The organism is Dankookia sp. P2, from assembly GCF_050632255.1.
Classification (GTDB): domain Bacteria; phylum Pseudomonadota; class Alphaproteobacteria; order Acetobacterales; family Acetobacteraceae; genus Paracraurococcus.
Window position 1 is genome coordinate 2,882,595 of the sequence record NZ_CP192581.1, and the last position, 20,468, is coordinate 2,903,062.

Here is a 20,468-nt window from a genome sequence, read left to right on the forward strand (position 1 = left end):
CGCGGACCGCATCCGGCTCGCCGTCGATCGCCGCTAGGGCGCGCCCCAGGTCTCGGCGGCGTGCCCGCCCATGGTGACCCAGAAGCCCCAAACCTAATTCTCGGTCTGAAGGATAGTGGTCATCGATGGCTCCGTCGCCGCGGTGCTTTCCCGCGGTGAAAGGACCATTTGCCGTGAGAGGGGCATTTGCTCTGTCACCGGCAAAAGCCAGGCATGTACTGCGAGTGTACAACTAAGATTCCATGGCGCTCAGCTTTGAGCGCTGCTCCTATCATAATTGCAATGACAGCTGTCGCTCCAAAAGCGTTCCTGCGCGAAACGGTGTTCCGCAGGATCGCGCAACTACCGCCGGGCGCGCAGCCCTCATGCAATTCTACGTCCCGCTAGGGTTCGTGTGCTCACGGGGGGCAAGGGATCGTCATGCCCTCCGCCAATCGCTCCCAAGCGACATGATCAGCGTAATGTAAGAGCCCATCCGGAAAGGAATTGAATCGCCTGAATCGGATGTGATTCGCTGTTCCTGCGGGCGATTCGCGGGAGGAGACGGATGGCATGGACGGCGGAACATCGGCGTGCGGCGGACCGGCGGGGGCTGCGCTATCCCTCAGATTTGACGGATGCCGAGTGGGCGCTGGTTGCGCCACTGATCCGGCCAGCGAAGCACGGCGGCAGGCCCCGCAAGGTGGACGTGCGCGAGGTGTTGAACGCGGTGTTCTACGTGCTCTCCGCCGGCTGCCAATGGAGCGCGCTGCCGAAGGACCTGCCGCCGAAGAGCACGGTTTGGGATTACTTCTCGCGCTGGGAATGGGAAGGCACCATCGAGCGCATCCACCACGCGCTCTACGTCGCGGTGCGCGAGGGTGCCGGGCGTGAGGCCAGCCCGACGACCGCGATCATCGACAGCCAGACGGCGAAGGGCGCGCAAAGGGGGCTCTACGCTCGACCCGTCCGGCTACGACGCGGGCAAGAAGGTCGTCGGCCGCAAGCGCCACCTGCTGACCGATACCATCGGCATGCTACTCGCGGTCATCGTGCATCCCGCCAACGTGCAGGACCGCGATGGCGCCGAGCCGCTGCTGCGCCAGGCGCGCAGGCTGTTCCCCTTGTCGAGCGCATCATCGGCGGTGCAGGCTATCAGGGGCCGAAGATGGCCGCCGCCGTCGCCCGCACCGGTACATGGAAGATGGAGATCGTGCGACGCTGCGATAGGCACCGCTTCGTCGTGCTGCCGAAGCGCTGGATCGTCGAGCGCACCATCGGCTGGATCAGCCGCAACCGGCGGCTGGCCCGCGACTTCGAGCGGCATTGCCGCATCGCCGCCGCCTTCGTCCGCATGGCCATGATCCGCATCATGCTTCGACGGCTGGCAACAAAGCCCTCAGCATGAACCCAAACTTCCCGGATGGGCTCTAAGGCAGCACGCTGCAGCTCCGCTGTCACTGGCCTCTGTTTGCGTACATCAATTCCGTAGAGTGGCTGTAGATCTCGATCAGGTTGCCCCACGGATCCTCGCAATAGACCGCCTTGAACGGCTCGCCCTCGAATAGAGACCAAACTTTCGAGCGCTGCTGACCTCCATGCTCCGCGATGCGTCGGGCGAGTTCTTCGATATTGGGATCGATCAGGCAAAAATGAAAGACGCCGGTTCTCCAGTACTGGAAGTTCTCGGAAATTCCGCTCCGACGGCGGCACCACAAATTCGAACAGCTCGATCCCGACGCCGTTCGCAGTAGCGAGGTGGCAGACATAGCCTTCCTCGAAGCGATCGCCGAAGATACCCTTGAAGACTTCGCCGATATGCGATCCGTCATGGCGGATGTGCAGCGGCCCGATGATGTGCCGGCAGCACAGTACCTCCTGGTACCATCTGGTGGCGGCGGCAATGTCCGTGACGGTAAGGCCGACATGGGTAACGGGTAGCGGATACGCGCTCATGCTGGGGCTCCCTGTACCGCGGGCTGCGCTTCGCGCGCCGCTGGCCTCAAGCGCTGTAGCACCCGCTCGCCGGCTGGCCTGGTTAAGTGAGGTAAAACCAGGTGCGAGAGCCGGCGCCTCGACCGACAATTACCTCATTTAACCACCGCTCCCGTGCGGCCTCGCCTAGGACTCGCAGCATCAGCGACGCGAGGAGGCGACGTGACCACGACACCGCATGAGAATGGCGAGACGAACCGCCGTCAGGCCCTGCAGGCAGCGGGGGCCACCCTGGCCGCAGGAATGGCGTCCAACACCGCCTCCGCGGCGCAGACCGCCGGCAGCAATCGCAACACCGCGCCCCTGGGCGCGCGCCTGCAGGGCGTGCAGCACTTCGGCGTCACGGTGCAGAACATGGACCGTGCCTTCGAATTCTACACGCAGGTCCTGGGCGGCACCGAGATCATGCGCGACGGCGACTTCAAGGGCGAGGCAATCCACTTCACGATCCTAGCCGACCAGGAGATCCTGGCGCGCGAGCGCGGCATCGACCCACGCACCATCGGCGTGCCTGATCTCCGCGGCGCGTCGCAGCGGCTCGATGTGCGCTTCGTGCAGTTTGAAAACGTAGTTATCGAGCTGCTGCAATACCGCGATGCCGGGCAGCCCATGGGCACTGGCGACAGCTGGGCCGAGCCGCGCGACCACATGAGCCCAGCCTATCCGCGCTCCATGCACATCTGCTTCTACATCCGCGACGATGTCGACTTCGACCGATTCATCACGGACCTCGAAGCCGAATGTGCTCGGCGCGGGATGACGCAGGTGAAGGCGAACCGCACCGTCACCGTGCGGACTGAGGCGGAGCGCCAGGCCGCGCCGGCGTCCACGCATTCCATGAAGATCCATGAGGGCCAGTCGGATGGCTGGTCGCTGATCTACTGCAAGGGGCCGGAGGGCGAGCAACTCGAATTCGTCCAGGTGCTCGGACCCGCGCAGCGCAATTTGCCGAGTCGTTGGAGCGCCGCAGACAGATGGTCGCAAGCCGGTGATGAGCGATCGGTCGCTGGGTCGTCGCGACCTGGTCGCCGGCTTGGCCGCGGTCAGCACGCTGGCCTCCACCCATGCGCGCGGCACCGCACCTACCACCCCGCAAGCCCGGGATGAAACACCCATGATCCATGTCAGCCTGCAGGTGAACGGCACGCCGCGCACCCTGTCGACCGATTCGCGGACCACCCTGCTCGACGCACTGCGCGAGCATCTCCGCCTGACCGGCACGAAGAAGGGCTGCGACCACGGCCACTGCGGCGCTTGCACGGTGCTGGTGAACGGCACCCGCATCAACGCCTGCCTCAGCCTGGCCGTGATGCACGAGGGCGACGAGGTCACCACGATCGAGGGCCTCGGCACACCCGACCGCCTGCACCCGATGCAGGCCGCCTTCATCGAGCACGACGGATTTCAGTGCGGCTACTGCACCCCGGCCAGATCTGCTCCGCGGTCGCCGTATTGCAGGAAATCCAAGATGGGATACCCAGCCACGTGACCGAGGACATCGCCGCGCCGATGAGGCTGACCAACGCGGAACTGCGCGAGCGCATGAGCGGCAACATCTGCCGCTGCGGCGCCTATTCCAACATCGCCGAGGCGATCGCGCAGGTTGCGGAGCTCGACCCATGAGGCCATTCACCTACGAGCGGGCGACGACGCCGGAAGCGGCCGTTGCAGCAGTCCATGCGACGCCGGGCGCCCGGTTCCTTGCCGGCGGGACTAACCTGCTCGACCTGATGAAACTCGAGATCGAGACGCCGAACCACCTGGTCGATGTCCGCCACCTTCCGCTCGGCGACATCACCGACACGGCAGAGGGCGGGCTGCGGATCGGGGCGATGGTGACCAACACTGCGCTTGCGGCGCATGCGCGGGTCCGGCACGACTACGGTGTGCTGTCGCGCGCAATCGTCGCCGGCGCGACTGGACAGCTGCGCAACAAGGCGACGGTCGGCGGCAACCTGTTGCAGCGCAATCGGTGCCCTTACTTCTACAACGGCGATTTTCCCTGCAACAAGCGCGTGCCCGGATCGGGCTGCTCGGCGTTGGGCGGCGTCTCGCGCTCGCTCGGCGTCATCGGCACCAGCGAGCATTGCATCGCCACCTATCCCGGCGACATGGCAGTCGCGCTTCGGCTGCTGGACGCGGTGGTGGAGGTACTGGACGCCGCTGGCCGCACGCGCCGCGTCCCAATCGCCGAGTTCTTCCGCCTGCCCGGCACGACGCCCGGGATCGAGACCGCGCTCGAGCCAGGCGAGCTGATCACCGCCGTCACGCTGCCACCACCACTCGGCGGCGTGCACCGCTACCACAAGGTGCGCGACCGCGCGTCCTACGCCTTCGCCATCGTCTCGGTCGCGGCGGTCCTGCAGCCGGACGACACCGGGCGCGTGGCCTTCGGTGGTGTCGCGCCGATGCCCTGGCGTGTCGAGGCGGCGGATGCGGCGCTGCCGCAGGGCGCCCGTGCCGTCGCCGCGCTCGCCTTCCAGGGTGCGGCGCCGCGCTCCGACAACGCCTTCAAAATACCGCTGGCGGAACGGACATTGGCGCTGGTCATTGCGGGCGGAAAGGGCTGATCCCATGCAATCCGCAACACCCGCCGGCCGTAACCCGATAGACCGCATGACGGTGGTCGGCCAACCCGTGCCCCGCATCGATGGTGCGCTGAAGGTGACGGGCACCGCACCCTACGCCTATGAGCGGCATGGCGTCGTCGCCAACCAAGCCTATGGCTATGTCGTCGCCGCCAGCATCGCCAAGGGCCGGATCACGCGCCTTGATGGCGCCGCGGCCCTCGCCGCGCCAGGTGTCGTGGCGTTGGTCTCGACCTTGGACCATCCGCCTGCCGCGCTGCCGGCGCGTCAGTCCGCGCATCTCTTCGGCGGCGCCGAGGTCGCGCACTACCACCAGGCGATCGCGCTGGTCATCGCCGAAACCTTCGAACAGGCGCGCGCCGCATCCCGGCTGGTCCGCGTCGAGTATGCCGCGGCGTCCGGCAGCTTCGACCTGGCGGCGGCCGCGCCAGGCGCGCAGCCGGCGACCGACCCGAACGACGGTCCCGAGGCGCCGCCAGTTGACCGCGTCGGCGACTTCGCGGCGGCCTTCGCCGGCGCCCCGGTCACACTCGACGAGACCTACGGCACTCCGTACCAGACCCATGCGATGATGGAGCCGCATGCGACCATCGCCGCCTGGGCCGGGGACAGCCTGACGATCTGGACCTCGAACCAAATGATCGGCTGGGCTCAGGACGGACTAGCGAAGATCCTCGACCTGCCCAAGGACAAGGTTCGGGTTGAATCACCCTTCATCGGCGGCGGCTTCGGCAGCAAGCTCTACCTGCGGGCTGATGCACTGCTCGCCGCGCTCGGCGCCAAGGCCGCCCAGCGCCCGGTGAAGGTCGCGCTCGCGCGACCGCTCATCATCAACAACGGCACGCACCGCGCGGCGACGCTGCAGCGCATCCGGCTGGGCGCGACCCGTGACGGCCGGTTGACGGCGATCGCGCATGAAAGCCTCAGCGGCAATATCGCCGGCGGCATGCCCGAGGCGGCGGTATCGCAGAGCAAGCTGCTCTACGCCGCACCAAACCGCGAATTTGCGATGCGGCTGGCGAGGCTAGACCTCGGAGAAGCGAACGATATGCGGGCGCCGGGCGAGGCGCCGGGCCTGATGGCGCTGGAGATCGCGATCGACGAGATGGCCGAGAAGCTCCGCCTCGATCCCGTCGAGTTCCGCATCCTGAACGACACCCAGGTCGATCCGGCAAAGCCCAGCCGGCGTTTCTCCGAGCGGCACCTCGTCGAATGCCTGCGAACCGGTGCGGAGCGCTTCGACTGGGCGCAGCGTAGGCCATCGCCGCGGGCACGTCGCGAAGGACGTTGGCTTGTCGGCATGGGCGTCGCCGCGGGCTTTCGCGGCAACCTGCTGATGCCATCGCGCGCGCGGATTCGGCTGGAGCGCAGCGGCGGGCTCACGGTCGAGACCGACATGACCGATATCGGCACCGGCAGCTACACCATCCTCGCCCAGACTGCCGCCGAGATGCTGGGCGTGTCGCTCGCGGCAGTGACGGTCAGGCTGGGCGATTCCGCACTACCGCGATCCTCCGGCTCCGGCGGCCAATGGGGGCCAACAACGCGACCTCCGGCCTATATGCCGCTTGCATGCAACTACGAGCGGCGGTCGCGGCGCGTCTCGGCTTCAATGCTGAGGAGGCCGAGTTCGCGGCTGGCGAGGTGCGCGTCGGCAACCGTGCCGTCCCGCTGGTCGAAGCTGCGCAGGCCGGGCCCCTGACCGCCGAGGACGGCATCGAGTACGGCAACCTGCACAAGGACTACGTGCAAGCAACCTTCGCGGCGCATTTTGCCGAGGTCGGCGTCGATAGCTTCACCGGCGAGGTCCGGGTGCGGCGCATGCTGGCCGTCTGCGACGCTGGCCGCATCCTGAACCCCCGGACGGCGCGCAGCCAGATGATCGGCGGCATGACAATGGGTATCGGCGCGGCACTGATGGAGGCGCTCGCGGTCGATCCCCGGCACGGCTTGTTCGTGAACCATGACCTCGGCGGCTACGAGGTCCCGGTGCATGCCGACGTGCCGCATCTCGACGTCATCTTCCTCGACCATCCCGACGACAAGTCCTCGCCGATGAAGGCCAAGGGCATCGGCGAGCTCGGCCTCTGCGGCGTCGGCGCGGCAGTGGCGAACGCCGTCCACAATGCGACCGGCGTGCGTGTGCGCGACTATCCCATGACGTTGGAGAAGCACCTGAACGGGCTGCCCGACATCGCCTAACGGCTGATCCGCGAAGCAGGAGATGCTGTCGATGCGCGCTCCGACACTGCGCCGGCTGTCGGTGCTTGACCTCGCACATGCGGCCAATCTGACCCTCGCCTGCATGGTCAGCTATGGGGCCATTCAGATGATCTTTTCGGGCCTTGTCGATGCCAGCCTGGTGCCGCTCGGCGGTACCTGGGCGGCAGTTTCAACGATCTTCGTGCTCCGCGACAGCCGGGCCGGCAGCCTCTCGGCCGGCCTCGCGCGCCTGCTGGCGACCTGTGTCAGCTTCGTGCTGTGCCTCGGCTACCTCCTGCTGTTCCCCGCCAGCTTCGCGGGGCTGGCGGCGTTGCTTTGCCTCGGCGCGCTGGTGATGGCGGCGCTCGACCGCCGGGACGACATCATCGCCACGGACATCACGACATGCGTCATCATGACGGTGGCGGCGAGCCACCCGAGCCAGGCCTGGCTGCACCCGCCGCTGCGCTTCCTGGACACGGTCGTTGGCATTGCCATAGGCGTGGCGTTCCGCTGGGCTGGCGACCTGCTGCTTCGTCGCTCCGGCGCGCCTGCCGCCGTCGCGCCCGGTCCTTCGCCGTGATCCGGCCGGGCGGTTCATGCCAGCGTCGCAGCCTCAAGCAATGGGCGGGCGGCGCCACCCGCGAGTACACGGCGCGCCACCGCCATGTCCGCCCCATCCCTGCCCTCGTCGAAGCGCGCCACGACGGCGCCGAGCAGCCGCGAGGCGTCGTCGGGCCGGCCCGCCTGCTGCCAGAACGTGGCGAGGCTCGTCGCGGCACGCAGCTCCCAAGCCAGGGCGCCCTGATGACGTGCCAGCGCCAGCGCCTCGCCCAGCCAGTGCTCGGCCGTGCCGCCCTCGCCGCGTCGCGCGGCCAAGGCGCCTCGCAAACGCAGCAGCTCGGCGTGGCACCAGTCCTCGCCATTGAGCCCCGACCAGGAGAACGCCGTGTCGAGGACGCGGTCGGCCTCGGCGAGCCGCCCCTGCGCGGCCAGCCCGCTCGCCTGGGCACCGAGATAGGCCGGGTAGCGCATGCGGAAGCCGGTCGCGGCCAGCGCCTCGAGCCCGTCCTCGAGCTGCTCGAGGCCTTCGACACGCCCGCGCCGCAGCAGTAGGATGCCGTGCAGGCACTGGCCGACCGCGCGCCAGATCGGCATGACCTGCTGGGCGACCTGTTCGTCGAGCATGGCCAGCAGCCGTTCGGCGCCATCGAGATCGCCGACATAGAGAGAGATGGGGATCGCGGTGTGAGCCAGCGCGTTGGTGACGGCGAAGGGATGGCCGCTGCGCTGCGCCCGCTCGAGCGCCAGGGTCGCGGCATCCACGGCCTGGTCTGGATGGCCCTGCAGCCAGAGCAGGTTCGCCAGCGTCCCCTGCGCCACGACACGTGGGTCGTTCTGGAAGCGCGGCACGTCCGGCGCAGCGCCGCGCCGGCCGACCTGGTCCAGGAGACCTTCGGCCAAGCGCCTCGCCTCGTCGAATCGGCCGAGGTAGCGGAGTGAGGTGGCGGCCTGGCGCTCGCCGTTCCGCAGCGCGAGGCAATCGCCCATGCGCTCGGCCAGGCCGCGGCTTTCCTCGGTCAGCGCCAGCGCCGCTCGGTGATCGCCGACCCAGCTGCGGTAGTCGCATATCCCCCAGAGCGCGCGCAGCCGGTATTCCGTGTCCTCGAGGCACTCGGCGAGATGCAGGGTCTGCCGCCAGAGCGCCTCGACCTCCTGCGAGGGGCCACCCGTCTGCAGCCGCGCTACGGCCAGCGCGGCGCAGAGCATCATGTGCTCGCGCTCGAAGCGGGGTGCCGTCGCGGCCACCGCGCGGGCGTGTTCGACATACGTCACGCAGTCCTGCAGGCGCGAAAAGGCGTCCCAGACCGGCAGCGCCGCGACGGTCAGCGTGCAGCCGAGCGGCGGGTCGCCTGATATGGAAAAGGCCCAGGTCAGGGCGGCACGCAGGTTGTCGACGGTCCGCTCCTCGTCCGCGACCGACGCGTCGGACGGTGACCGACGGAGCCAGCCGGCAATCTCCCGGCAGAGCGCCAGGCAGTGCGTGGCGTGACGGCGGTGCACGGCATCCGCCTCGCCGCTCTCCGCCAGCTTGCGCAGGGCATAGGCCCGCATCGTATCGAGCAAGCGATACTGCATCGTCCTGCCGGCCGGCCGGGCGGCCACGAGCGACTGCGCGACCAGCCGGGCGACACCGTCGATCACCTGGCATGGCGTGACGTCATCGTCGCCGGCGACGGCAACCGCCGCGTCCAGGATGAAGGGCCCTGCGAGCACCGCGAGGCGCCGGAGCACCCTGCGTTCGACCTCCGGCAGCAGGTCGTGGCTCCAGTCCAACGTGGCGAGCAGCCCCTGGTGGCGCGGCGGATCGCTTCGCCGCCCCTGGTTGAGCAGCCCGAACCGGTCGTGCAGCAGCGCCAGCAGGTCGGCCGGGCCGAGGGCGTCCATGCGCGTCGCAGCCAGTTCTAGCGCCAGGGGACGCCGTCCAGGGTCCGGCAGATGGCGCAGATCTCCGCAACATTGGAGTCGTCGAGGGAAAAGCCGCCGGCCCGAGCCGCGGCGCGCTCCAGGAAGAGCTGGATGGCCGGGAAGGCCCTGGCCTTCTCCGCCGTCCGACAGGCGGAATACGGCGGCAGCTCGAGCGGCGGCAGGACGTAGACCCGTTCCTGCCGCGCGCGCAACGCCTCGCGGCTTGTGGCGAGGATGCCGAGGCCCGGGGCGGCATCGAGGAGCCGCGTTGCGATACGAGCGGTCTCCTCCAGCGCCTGTTCGCAGCAATCGAACACGAGCAGCGCCTGCCAATCCCGCAGCGCCTGCGCGAGCGCAGCGAGGATGTCGTCAGCCTGCACGGTAACTCCGAGCTCCGCCGCCAGGGCGCCGGCGATGCAGGCGGGGTCGCTGATGATGCCGAAGTCGAGCAGCCAGGCGCCATGGCGGTATCCCTCCGCGGCGAGGTTGGCCACGTGGATCGCCAGGCTGGTCTTGCCGACGCCGCCGGTCCCGATGATGGTCACAAGCCGATGCTGCCCGAGCAGTCGGGTGATGTGCGCCGCAGCCTCGGCCCGGCCGATCAGGGGCGGTCCGACGGGCAGGCTGGGCTTCCGCAGCGCAGTCGGCGGGGTCGCCGTCCATGCCTCGACCGGCACCGCGAACCGATACCCGCGGCCGTTCACCGCGATGATGCTGCGCTCGCCCGCCTCGCCGCCGAGCGCCTTGCGGATTGCCGCGACATTCACCTTGAGGTTGGCGGGCTCGACGACCAGGCCGGGCCAGGCACGCGCCATGAGTTCGTCCTTGGTCAGAACCTGACCCGGACGCTCGACGAGCGCGGCGAGGATATCGGCCGCGCGGCCGCCGATCCGCACCGGCGTGGTCCCGTGCAGCAGAAGCTGCCGCTCCGGGATGAACTGGTGCTCGCCGAAGCAGTAGGTTTTCACGGCGTCTCCGCGATCGGGCCTTTGCATGGTCATAGTCCGCGGCAGCGGATTGCCGCCCGGAACCGCAGCACGGGCCCGCAGCCGCGCAAGGTAGAGCCGGCAGCACGCAGACTGCCGCGGGCGAACCGCCTCCGTGCGGCAGCAATTATTGAGCCGCATTGAGGGGTCGGCCGCATCACATCGCCGCAAGAAGCCTGCCCGGCGGTTCGATGCGGCGCCGGCTTAACCCGGCCGGACGCGTGCTTCCGCGCCCAGTGCGAGGAGGTCGAGTTCCTCCTCGATCACGTGGAAGGCGTCATCGCCGATCTCGCCCGAGGACCGCAACGCGAGCAGGGCTTCGCGCGCCGCGTGCACTGCCTGGGCCTGCAGCCGGACGGTGTTGTCCGGCATCTCCTCCACCGCAAGCTGTGCAAATTGCGTCGCGCAACCCATTCGCGCAGCAACGCCTCGCGCGCGGTCGAGGGCGGCGCATTCTCGACCAATCGGATAGCTGCTTCCGCGGATAGGCCGCGCGCCGTGCCTATCTCCGCCTTGAGAATGCCGTCGTCAGGGAAGTGCAGGCGTCGGAGCAGCGGCCCCAGCGTCGATCCCTGCAACCCGAGGGTGATCAGCACGACGCAGACCGCGGCGAAGACGATCTCATCGCGGTAAGGAAACCCCTCCGGCAGCGCGAGTGCCGTGGCAAGCGTGACCACGCCGCGCATGCCCGACCAGGAAATCACCAAAGCCCGCGCCGCGCTCGGCCCGAGGACGCGCTTGCCGCGCACCACCGGCGGTCCGTAGCGCCTGGTCCAGAGGTAATAGGCGGCATTGTAGATCATCACCCAGACGATCCTGGTCACCACGACCGCAAGGCAGGTGCCGAACGCCAGCCAGATGACCATGCCGGCATTGCCGTCCACGCGGCCGACGATGGCGCGCATCTGAAGCCCGATCAGCAGGAAGGCCACCGCATTGAGGACGAAGACCGAAACCTCCCACACCGCATAGGAGCCGATGCGGTGCTGTGCCGAGGTGACGCGTGGCACGTGGCGGGCGAGCGTCATCCCGAACACGACGACGGTGATGATCGACGAAAGATGCAGCGCCTCGGCCAGCAGCCAGACCGCAAAGGTACCGAGAAACTGGACCAGCACGACGATGGCGATGTTCGAGGTGAGCCGTTGCGCCACTGCCAGGTAGAGGCGCGCCGCGAGCCGGCCGGCGAGTGCGCCGCCGCCTGCCGTGAGCAACAGCAGCGGCGCCACCTGCAGGAGGGAGAAGCTGCCGGTCAGCGTGGCCGCGACGGCGATGCGATAGACCAGCAGCGCGGAGGCATCGTTGAACAGGCTCTCGCCTTCCAGGATCACGACGATGCGGTGAGGCGGGCGCAGCCGCTTTAGCACCGCGGTCGCTGCCGAGGCGTCGGGCGGTGCGACGATGGCACCGAGCGTCACGGCGGCGGCCCAGGGCATGTCCGGAACGCTCCAGCGGGCAATCACCGCCACTACCGCAACGGTAAGGCCCACGGCGACGAGTGCCAGCGTTGCGATGGGCACGATGTTGTCCCGCAGGTCGCGGGGGATGCGTCATAAGCGGCATCGAGCAGGATCGGCGCGACGAACAGCGCCAGCACCAGGGCGGGTTCCGGCGTGATGGCCGGCACGCCGGGGATGAAGGCAATCGCGCTGCCCGCGACGGCGAGGATCGCCGGATAGGGCACCGCAATCCGCTCGGCGAAGGCGGAGAGCAGTGCCGCGGCAAGGAGCAGCGCAATGATGATCTCGAACAGGTCCATGCACGCAGCCTAGACCGCAATGAAGATGTGCGGGCAGGTTGGCGAGCAAAGTCGCGGTCACGCTTCGGAGGACTTGGGCTGAGCGAGATCAGGCGTCGAAGGCATGTTCCCGGCAGGAATGACCGCTTCCCTCCCAACTCGGCTGTAGCCCATCCGGCCCACCCACTTTCGAATGCATCCGGCTCTGTTCACTGAGGCCATCAGGCTTAGTCGGCGGGAGTAGCGCCAGCGGGAACCTCGGGATGTGTGATACGGCCTAGCTCGCCAGAGACTTTCGTTTCCCGGTTCCCACCGCTGCGGGCAAATGGATTCGAACCTCAACCCCAACCTTGGCGACGTTGTGGTCGGGCTCACAAGAGTGTTCGCCATAGGCGGCTCCAGGCTCCCTGGACCCTCCTCTATTCCTGTGAGTCTGGCAGTCGCCGCGCGGTGGCTGCCCGACTCACAAGGGGGAAGGTGGGGCTTGGGGAGGGAACACCTGTTTCCCCTCCCCAATCTTATCCCCTGACCGCCGCCGAGCAGCTCTGTCCGCCGTCCACCGGCAGGCAGACCCCGGTGATAAAGCGCGATCTGTCGGACGCCAGAAAAACCGCCGCCGCGGCGACGTCCCAGGCGGTGCCCATCCGCCCCATCGGCACCATGCGGTTGCGGGCCTCGATCATCGCCTCGGGCGAGGCATAATGGTCGGCGATCTGGTTGTGGATCAGGGGCGTCTCGATCAGCCCGGGCATGATGCAATTGGCCCGGATGCCCTGCGCGGCATATTGCAGCGCCACCGCCACCGTCGCCTGGTTCACCGCCGCCTTGGCCGCGTAGTAGGCGAAGTATGGATACCCGGTCCAACGGATGGCCGCGAGCGAGGAGACGTTGACCACCGCCCCGGACCCCTGCGCCAGCATCTGCGGCAGCACCGCCCGCAGCGTGCGGTGGACCGAGCCGAGGTTGAGGTCCATCGCCGCCTGGAAGCGCGCCTCGTCCAGCTCCAGCGGCCCACCGGCGATCGCGGCGCCTACGTTGTTGTGCAGGATGTCGATGCGGCCGTATTCGGCCATGGCCCGCGCCACCGCGGCCTCGACCGAGGCGAGGCTGGTGACGTCGGCGGCCAGCGCGATGGCGGCATGGCCCTCGGCGGCGATGATGCCGGCGGTCTCGGCCGCCGCATCCTCGCGCAGGTCGATGCAGGCGACGCGGGCGCCTTCCCGCGCGTAAGCCACGGCAACCGCCTTGCCGTTGCCCCAGCCGGGGCCGGCGGAGCCCGCGCCGAAGACCAGCGCCACCTTGCCGTCCAGGCGTCCCGTCATTCTCGCAGTTCCGCTCACAGGAAGCCGATGGAAAGCCAGGGCACCGCCGCGATCAGGATCGTGCCCAGCAGCAGCGCCAGCATGTAGCCCCAGATCGGCCGCATGCCCTCGTCCGGGCTGATCCGGCTGATGGCGCAGGCGGCGTAGTAGCCGACCCCGAAGGGCGGCGCGAACAACCCGATGCCCATCGAGAGGATGACCACCATGGCGTAGTGCACCTCATGCACCCCCATGGTCCGCGCGATGGGAAACAGCAGCGGCCCGAACAGCACGATGGCGGGGATCCCCTCCAGCACGCTGCCGAGGATGACGAAGGCGAGGATCGAGACCGCGAGGAACCCCGCCTGCCCGCCCGGCAATGCCGCCATGGCGGCGGCCAGGTCGCGGGAGAAACCGGATTGCGTCAGCGCCCAGGCCATGCCGGTCGCAGCGCCGATGATCAGCAGGATGGCGCCGGACAGGGACGCGGTCTCGACCAGGATCGGCCCCAGCCGCTTCCAGTCGAACTGCCGGTAGACCAGCAGCCCGACGATCGCGCCATAGGCGATGCCGATGGTGGAGACCTCGGTCGCGGTCGCCACGCCCTCCACCACCGCGGCGCGGATCAGGAAGGGCAGGGCCAGCGCCGGCAGGGCGACGATGAGGCTCCGCAGGATCTCCCGCCCGCCCGGCCGCGCCACCCGCACCACGTCGGGGCCGCGATGCCGCCACCGCACGACGAGGCAGAGCACCAGCGCCAGCACCGCGCCCGGCAGCAGCCCGCCGGTGAAGAGCGCGCCGATCGAGACGCCGGTGACCGAGCCGATGGTGATGAGCACGAGGCTCGGCGGCACCGTCTCGGTCTGCGCCCCGGTCGCGGACAGCAGCGCCACGAGCTCGCCGGGCTTCGACCCGCGCTGCTGCATCTCCGGGAAGAGCACCGGCGCGACCGCGGCCATGTCGGCCGCCTTGGCGCCCGAGATGCCGGAGACGAGATACATCGCCCCCACCAGCACATAGGACAGCCCGCCCCGCACATGGCCCAGCAGGTTGGCGAGGAAGCGGATCATGGCGCGCGCCATGCCCGTCATCTCGATCAAGCTGCCGAGGAAGATGAAGAGCGGCACCGCGAGCAGGATGAGGTGCGACATCCCCTCGTCCATCCGCCCCACCACCACCATGATCGGCACGCGGGTGGTCAGCGCCAGGTAGCCGAAGGTGGCAAGGCCGAAGCAGAAGGCGATGGGGACGCCGGCCAGCACGGTGGCGGCGACCAGCCCGACGAAGAAGATCAGCAGGTTGAGGTTGCCGAGCGGCTTGAGGCTCGGCCCGGCCAGCCAGAAGCCGCCGGCGACGGCCGCCACCACCGCCAGCGCCGCCAGCCCCCGCGCCAACCCGGCCAGACGCAGCAACCGGACGACGGCCACCAGCAGCATCAGCCCGAGCCCGACCGGCAGCGCCGAGGCGCGCCAGCTGCCGGGGATCTCGAGCGCCGGGGTGACGATGAAGCTCTCCTCCACCGCGTAGTCGATGGCGGGATGCAGCACCAGCAGCAGGAAGCCGATCGGCGCGGCGATCGCGAGGGCTTCGAGGACGCCGCGCAGCGGCAGCGGCGCACGGGTCGCCAGCGCCGTCATCCGCATGTGCTCGCCGCGGCGGAACGCTACCACCGCGCCGAGCATGGCGAGCCAGAGGAAGAGGATCGAGGCCAGCTCGTCCGACCAGACCAGCGAGTTGTGGAAGACGTAGCGGGCGACGATGCCGGCCAGCAGCACCGCCGTCTCCACCGCGACCAGCACGGCCGCCGCCGTCTCCACCGCCAGGCCGAGCGCGGCTTCCGCCCGCCCCGCCCAGGCCCTCACCCCGCCCGGCGCGCGCGCCGTCGATACGACCTCCGGCACCAGCATGGGATCAGGTCAGCGCGCCGGTGGACCGCTCGAGGATGGCCCAGGCCTCCTCGCCGTAGCGCTGCTTCCACTGGGCGTAGAAGCCGGCCTTCTTCAGCGCCTCGCGGAAGGGCGCCGTCTCCGGCTGGTTGAACACCATGCCCTGCTTCGCCAGGTCGTCGCGCAGGCCGGCATTCAGCTTCGCCACGTCGGCGCGTTCCAGCATGGCGGCGGCGTTCCAGTTCCTCGCCACCACCTCCTGCGCGTCCTTCGGCAGCGCCGCCCAGGACCGGCGGTTGGCCAGCATCCAGAAGCCATCCCACATGTGGTTCGTCAGGGAGCAGTACTTCTGCACCTCGTACAGTTTGGCGGTGGAGATGATCGCCAGCGGGTTCTCCTGCCCGTCGACCACCTTGGTCTGCAGGGCGGAATAGACCTCGCTGAAATTGATGCTGGTCGGGGCCGCGCCGAAGGCCTGGAACAGCGAGGTCCAGAGCGGGCTGACGGGCACGCGGATCTTGAAGTTCTTCAGGTCGTCCGGCGAGGCGATCGGCTTGGAGGAGGCGGTGATCTGGCGGAAGCCGTTGTCCCAGATCTTGTCCATCACCATCAGCCCGGACTTGCCGATCTGGGCGCGGACATAGGCGCCGAGCCCGCCATCCATCGCCTTCCAGACAGCGTCGTAGTCGGGGAAGGCGAAGCCGACGCCGTTGATCGAGGCGGGCGGCACCAGCGTGGACAGGATCAGGCCCGAAAGGGTGAAGAACTCCACCGCGCCGGACCGCACCTGGCTGAGCACGTCGGTATCGGAGCCGAGCTGGTTGTTCGGGAAGATCTGGATCTCGACCCGGCCGCCGGTCTCCTCCTTGATCTTCGCCACCGCCTCCGTCGCCCGCAGGTTCAGCGGATGGGTGGCGGGCAGGTTGTTGGCATATTTGTAGGTGAATCTGGCGGCATGGGCCGGGCGCGCGAGCAGCGCCGGCGTCGCCAGGGAGGCGAGCAGAAGGGTGCGACGGTCGAGGCTGGCCATGTGGTTTCTTCCCCTGAGCGTGGCGGGGAGAAGCCTGGCGTGTCTCCCGGCCCTGGCGTGGACTGCCGGCGCCCCTTAGACCATGTCGGGCAGGGCGGCGAGCCGGTATTTTTCGCCCAGCCCCGCGGCCGGGAGACGCAAGATGACGCAACCAAGCCTGGCGCAGCCCGGCCCGGCCCTGCAGCCCCGGGTGGAAAGCCTGGGCGCATGGGCCACGCGGCTGGATTTCACCCTGGACCCCGGGCTGAGCCTGCTGGAGGCGGTGGCGCGGCCGCTGCGGGCAGCCGGCTTCGCCAGCGCGGTCCTCGAGATCGCGGGCGGCGGCTTCGGCCCCTTCGCCTATGTCCTGCCCGCCCATGCCCCGGATGCGGCGCATGCCGCCTGGTACAGCGGCACGCACGAGCCGCCGGGCGGCGCCCGGCTGGAACGCGGCAACGTCACCTTCGGCCAGCGGGCAGGCACGCCCTGGCTGCATTGCCACGCCATCTGGCGGGAGGCCTCCGGCCGCCGCGCCGGGCATGTGCTGCCGGAGGAGACCATCGTCGCCGCCCCGATCGCCGCCCGCGCCTGGGGACTCTCCGGCGCCGGCTTCGCGGTCGGGCCGGATGCGGAGACGAATTTCACCCTGTTCCAGCCGGCCCTGATGTCCGGGCCCGCGGGCGGAAGCCGCGCCCTGGTGCTGCGGGTGCGGCCGAACGAGGACCTGGTCGCGGCGCTTGAGATCGCCTGCCGCGCGCATGGCTTCACCCGCGCGGTGCTGCGCGGCGGCGTCGGCAGCCTGGTCTCGCCGCGCTTCGCCGAGGGCACCGGCACGGACGACATCGCCACCGAGCTGCTGGTCACCGGCGGCGGCCTCGGGCCGGAGGGCGGCGCGATGACGGTGGCGCTGGCCGACATGCGGGGCGAGGTCCATGCCGGCCGCGTGGTGCGCGGCGCCAATGCCACCTGCATCACCTGCGAACTGGTGCTGCAGGAAGTTGCGGCCTGACCCGGGCTTGCGGAGCGCGGCGGAACGGGGGTTGCATGGCGGGGCGCCAGCCGCGGAGACACTCGCCATGCAGAGACGCGATTTCCTCGCCACCGCCGCCATGCTGGCCGCGCCCGCCGCGGTGCGTGCGCAAGCCGCGACCACGCTGCGCTTCACCCCGCAGCAGGACCTGGTCACGCTCGATCCGGTCACTACCACGGCCTATATCAGCCGCAACCACGGCTACATGGTCTTCGACACGCTCTACGGCATGGACGGCGATTTCCAGGCGACGCCGCAGATGGTGGACGGCCATGTGGTCGAGGAGGATGGCCGCCGCTGGACCCTGACGCTGCGCGACGGGCTGCTGTTCCACGACGGGGAGAAGGTTTTGGCGCGGGATTGCGTCGCCAGCATCCGCCGCTGGGCGAAGCGCGATCCCTTCGGCGCCAGCCTGATGGAGGCGACCGAGGAGCTCTCCGCCCCCGACGACCGCACCATCCGCTTCCGCCTGAAGCGTCCCTTCCCGCTGCTGCCGCTGGCCCTCGGCAAGGCCAGCGTGCCGGTCTGCGCGATGATGCCGGAGCGGCTGGCGAACACCGACCCCTTCCGCCAGGTGCCGGAGATGATCGGCAGCGGCCCCTTCCGCTTCAAGGCGGACGAGCGCGTCGCGGGGTCTCTGACCACATACACGAAATTTGAGAAGTACGTCCCGCGCCGCGACGGCACGGTCACCTGGACCGCCGGCCCCAAGGTGGTGCATTTCGATCGCGTCGAATGGCGCGTGATGCCGGACCCCTCGACCGCCACTTCGTCGCTGATCGCGGGGGAGCAGGACTGGCAGGAATACGCCTATCACGACCAGCTCTCGCTGCTGCGACGGACGCGCGGCGTCACGGTGAAGGTGCTGGACCGCACCGGCTTCGTCGGCATGGTGCGGCAGAACCATACCCAGCCGCCCTTCGACAATCCAGGCATCCGCCGCGCGCTCTGGGCGGCGCTCGACCAGACCTCGATGATGCAAGCGGTGGTCGGGCCGGCCGAGACCGATCTCTACAAGGTGCCGCTCGGCTTCTTCGCGCCGGGGACGCCGATGGCCTCGGATGCCGGCATGGGGGTGCTGGCCGGCCCGCCGGATGCGGGCAAGGCGCGCGAGATGCTGCGCGCCGCCGGCTACAAGGGCGAGCCGGTGGTGCTGATGGTGCCGTCGAACTCGGCGGTGCTGCTGGCGCTGGGCGCGGTCTTCGAGGACATGCTGAAGCGCATCGGCATGAACGTCGAGGTCTATGCGGTCGAGTTCAACGCCATGCTGCAGCGGCGCAACCGCCGTGGCCCGCCATCCGAGGGAGGCTGGAGCCTCTTCGTCACCAACTGGTCGGGCGCCGACTGGCTGACCCCGGCCGGGCATATCGCGCTGCGCGGCGGCGGCGAGGCGGGCTATGCCGGCTGGGCCAGCATGCCCCGCATGGAGGAATTGCGCGAGGCCTGGTTCCGCGCGCCGGACCTGGCGGCGCAGCAGGCGATCTGCCGGGAGATGCAGCAATTGGCCTTCGACGAGGTCGCCTACTACCCTCTCGGCCAGTACCTGCAGCCGACCGCCTGGCGCAACCTCGGCGGCGTCAACGACGGCTTTGCCACCTTCTGGAACGTGAGGCGCACCTGAATGGCCGGGAATGACAGCATGCGCGCCGCCGCGCTCGACTGGATCACGGCGAACGAGGCGCGCATGTCGGCCTTCTGCGCCGGCATCTGGGCGCATGCCGAGCCGGCCTGGCGCGAGTACAAATCGGCCCGCGACTATGTCGATCTGCTGCGGGCCGAGGGCTTCACGGTGGAGGCCGGCTCGGGCGGCATGCCGACCGCCTTCGTCGCCACATGGGGCGAGGGGAAGCCGGTGCTCGCCGGCTTCTCGGAATACGATGCGGTGCCTGGCAATTCGCAGCAGGTGGTGCCCCGCCCGGCACCGCGCGAGGGGCTGCACCCCTATGCCGCCGGTCATACCGACCCGCATTCGATGCTCGGCACCGCCTCGCTCGCCGCCATGCTGGGCGCAAAGGCGGCGATGCAGGCGCATGGCGTGACGGGCCAGCTCAAGCTATTCGGCGAGCCAGCGGAGAAGGTCTGCGGCTCGAAGCCCATCCATGCCGCGAAGGGCTACTATGACGGGCTCGACGCCGCCGTGGTCTGGCATCCCTGGCCGCTGAACACGGTGACCTCGGACACGCAGTTCGGCGCCTACTGGTCCGCCGTCATCACCTTCGAGGCCGAGAACCCCGAGGGTTGGATCGACCCCTCGCTGATGCCGATCGAGGGCGCGCATGCGGCCGCCCGCTGCCCCGGCGCGCTCGACGCCATGATGCTGATGTACACGACGACGAAATACACGAAGGAGGCGATGTTCCCGCATGCCGGGTCCTGGACGCTGAACGAGTTCGTCCTAGGCGATGGCGGCGCGACCTCGGACAACCTGACGCCGCGCTTCGCGCAGATCCAGTATTCCTGGCGCGCCTCCTCGCTCGGCATCCAGGAACAGATCTGGCGGGTGCTGGCGCAGAATGCCCGGCACGTGGCCTCCGTCACCGGCTGCCGCGCCTTCGTGCGCTGGGTGACCAGGACCCGGGTCGGCGTGCCGAACACGGTGATGACCGACCTCACCTGGAAGAACCTGCAGGCGGTCGGCGCGCCGCGCTATGGGGAGGCGGCCTTGGCGTTCGGCCGCGCCATCCAGCGCAACCTCGGCCTCGAGGCGATGGAGGACCCCTTCATCGCCAGCGTCACCCAACTGACGCCGCCCGAGGTGAACGAGGCCAGGCTGCGCGCCAGCCTCCCCGCCTGGCAGAAGCACCTGTCCGCCGACGACTATGTCGAGTTCTGCTGGCACGCGCCGACGGTGCGGCTGCTGGCCGCCCGGCCGCGGCTGCGCCCGCCCTCGCCCGGCTATGCCTATCCGAACTGGGCCTACAACGCGCTCGGCGGGCTGCCGGCCGCGGTGGATCCCGGCATGTTCGTCGCGGCGAAGACCATGGCGCTGACCTTCGTCGACCTGGCGACGCAGCCGGATGTCCTGGCGGCGGCGCAGGCCGAGTTCCGTGCGCGCACGAAGTTCGGTACGCCGGACTGGGTCGGCCCGCTGCTGCCACCCGACTTCGACCCACCGGTCGACCTGCGCTGGCCGGAATACGTGGCGACGCCGCGCGGCGAGGAATGGTGCTTCCCGACACCGACGCATGGGACGGGCGCCGGGGAGGCGCTCTGACGGAGAAGAAAGGCCAGGAGTCCGGCGCTCGCCACGCTGCGGCTGCCAGACTCACAAAAAGCAATGGAAGG

The 20,468-nt window shown here is 69.3% G+C and carries 15 protein-coding genes and 3 pseudogenes; 10 read left to right on the plus strand and 8 right to left on the minus strand.

The window, feature by feature from the left end; all coding sequences use genetic code 11:
• The first annotated feature begins 547 nt into the window (after positions 1-547).
• A pseudogene (locus ACQ86J_RS16995) lies at positions 548-1,387 on the plus strand (IS5 family transposase).
• Between the two features lie 49 nt (positions 1,388-1,436).
• On the opposite strand, the gene ACQ86J_RS17000 reads toward ACQ86J_RS16995, so the two are convergent.
• A complete protein-coding gene (locus tag ACQ86J_RS17000) occupies positions 1,437-1,748 on the minus strand; it encodes a hypothetical protein (protein WP_431272020.1) in 312 nt (103 codons plus the stop codon).
• Here ACQ86J_RS17000 and ACQ86J_RS17005 point away from each other — a divergent pair.
• From ACQ86J_RS17005 to ACQ86J_RS17030, 6 genes and pseudogenes are all read left to right on the plus strand, one after another.
• Positions 1,738-1,920: a hypothetical protein gene (locus ACQ86J_RS17005; RefSeq protein WP_431272021.1), complete on the plus strand. Its 183-nt coding sequence runs from the start codon at positions 1,738-1,740 to the stop codon at positions 1,918-1,920. The two genes, ACQ86J_RS17000 and ACQ86J_RS17005, sit on opposite strands and share 11 nt — an antisense overlap.
• A 216-nt stretch (positions 1,921-2,136) precedes the next feature.
• Positions 2,137-3,081, plus strand: coding sequence for a VOC family protein (locus tag ACQ86J_RS17010; protein WP_431272022.1), 945 nt, complete (start codon positions 2,137-2,139; stop codon positions 3,079-3,081).
• Positions 3,082-3,088: 7 nt separating this feature from the next.
• Positions 3,089-3,597: pseudogene (gene paoA / locus ACQ86J_RS17015) on the plus strand (aldehyde dehydrogenase iron-sulfur subunit PaoA).
• Positions 3,594-4,544 (plus strand): FAD binding domain-containing protein, encoded by a 951-nt coding sequence (locus tag ACQ86J_RS17020; protein WP_431272023.1) that lies wholly within the window; start codon positions 3,594-3,596, stop codon positions 4,542-4,544. Before paoA ends, ACQ86J_RS17020 begins: the two are co-directional and overlap by 4 nt.
• Before the next feature lie 46 nt (positions 4,545-4,590).
• Positions 4,591-6,764, plus strand: a pseudogene (paoC, locus tag ACQ86J_RS17025) (aldehyde oxidoreductase molybdenum-binding subunit PaoC).
• A gap of 31 nt (positions 6,765-6,795) precedes the next feature.
• Entirely contained in the window at positions 6,796-7,347 is a 552-nt protein-coding gene (locus ACQ86J_RS17030) for an FUSC family protein (protein ID WP_431272024.1), read from the plus strand.
• Positions 7,348-7,361: 14 nt separating this feature from the next.
• Here the strand turns inward: ACQ86J_RS17030 and ACQ86J_RS17035 are convergent, their stop codons facing one another.
• The 7 genes from ACQ86J_RS17035 to ACQ86J_RS17065 all read right to left on the minus strand — a co-directional run bounded on the left by ACQ86J_RS17035 (position 7,362) and on the right by ACQ86J_RS17065 (position 16,174).
• Positions 7,362-9,212 carry an ATP-binding protein gene (locus ACQ86J_RS17035; protein WP_431272025.1) on the minus strand — a complete coding sequence of 617 codons (1,851 nt, stop codon included), beginning with the start codon at positions 9,210-9,212 and terminating at the stop codon, positions 7,362-7,364.
• Between the two features lie 17 nt (positions 9,213-9,229).
• Entirely contained in the window at positions 9,230-10,201 is a 972-nt protein-coding gene (locus tag ACQ86J_RS17040; protein WP_431272026.1) for an ATP-binding protein, read from the minus strand.
• A 281-nt stretch (positions 10,202-10,482) separates the two neighbouring features.
• A complete protein-coding gene (locus ACQ86J_RS17045) occupies positions 10,483-11,739 on the minus strand; it encodes a cation:proton antiporter (protein ID WP_431272027.1) in 1,257 nt (418 codons plus the stop codon).
• The gene (locus ACQ86J_RS17050; RefSeq protein WP_431272028.1) at positions 11,688-11,978 is read right to left on the minus strand and encodes a hypothetical protein; all 291 of its coding nucleotides are present in this window, start codon (positions 11,976-11,978) and stop codon (positions 11,688-11,690) included. Before ACQ86J_RS17050 ends, ACQ86J_RS17045 begins: the two co-directional genes overlap by 52 nt.
• 497 nt (positions 11,979-12,475) lie before the next feature.
• A complete protein-coding gene (locus tag ACQ86J_RS17055) occupies positions 12,476-13,279 on the minus strand; it encodes an SDR family NAD(P)-dependent oxidoreductase (RefSeq protein WP_431272029.1) in 804 nt (267 codons plus the stop codon).
• Between the two features lie 14 nt (positions 13,280-13,293).
• On the minus strand, positions 13,294-15,159 hold the full coding sequence (locus ACQ86J_RS17060) for a TRAP transporter large permease subunit (protein ID WP_431272030.1): 1,866 nt from the start codon (positions 15,157-15,159) through the stop codon (positions 13,294-13,296).
• Between the two features lie 10 nt (positions 15,160-15,169).
• A complete protein-coding gene (locus ACQ86J_RS17065) occupies positions 15,170-16,174 on the minus strand; it encodes a TRAP transporter substrate-binding protein (RefSeq protein WP_431272031.1) in 1,005 nt (334 codons plus the stop codon).
• A gap of 142 nt (positions 16,175-16,316) precedes the next feature.
• Between ACQ86J_RS17065 and ACQ86J_RS17070 the strand changes: the two genes are divergently transcribed.
• From ACQ86J_RS17070 to ACQ86J_RS17080, 3 genes are all read left to right on the plus strand, one after another.
• Positions 16,317-17,162: a PCC domain-containing protein gene (locus ACQ86J_RS17070; RefSeq protein WP_431272032.1), complete on the plus strand. Its 846-nt coding sequence runs from the start codon at positions 16,317-16,319 to the stop codon at positions 17,160-17,162.
• A 67-nt stretch (positions 17,163-17,229) separates the two neighbouring features.
• Positions 17,230-18,804, plus strand: a complete 1,575-nt coding sequence (locus tag ACQ86J_RS17075; RefSeq protein ID WP_431272033.1) for an ABC transporter substrate-binding protein — start codon at positions 17,230-17,232, stop codon at positions 18,802-18,804.
• Entirely contained in the window at positions 18,805-20,397 is a 1,593-nt protein-coding gene (locus tag ACQ86J_RS17080) for an amidohydrolase (RefSeq protein ID WP_431272034.1), read from the plus strand.
• The last annotated feature ends 71 nt before the right edge of the window (positions 20,398-20,468 follow it).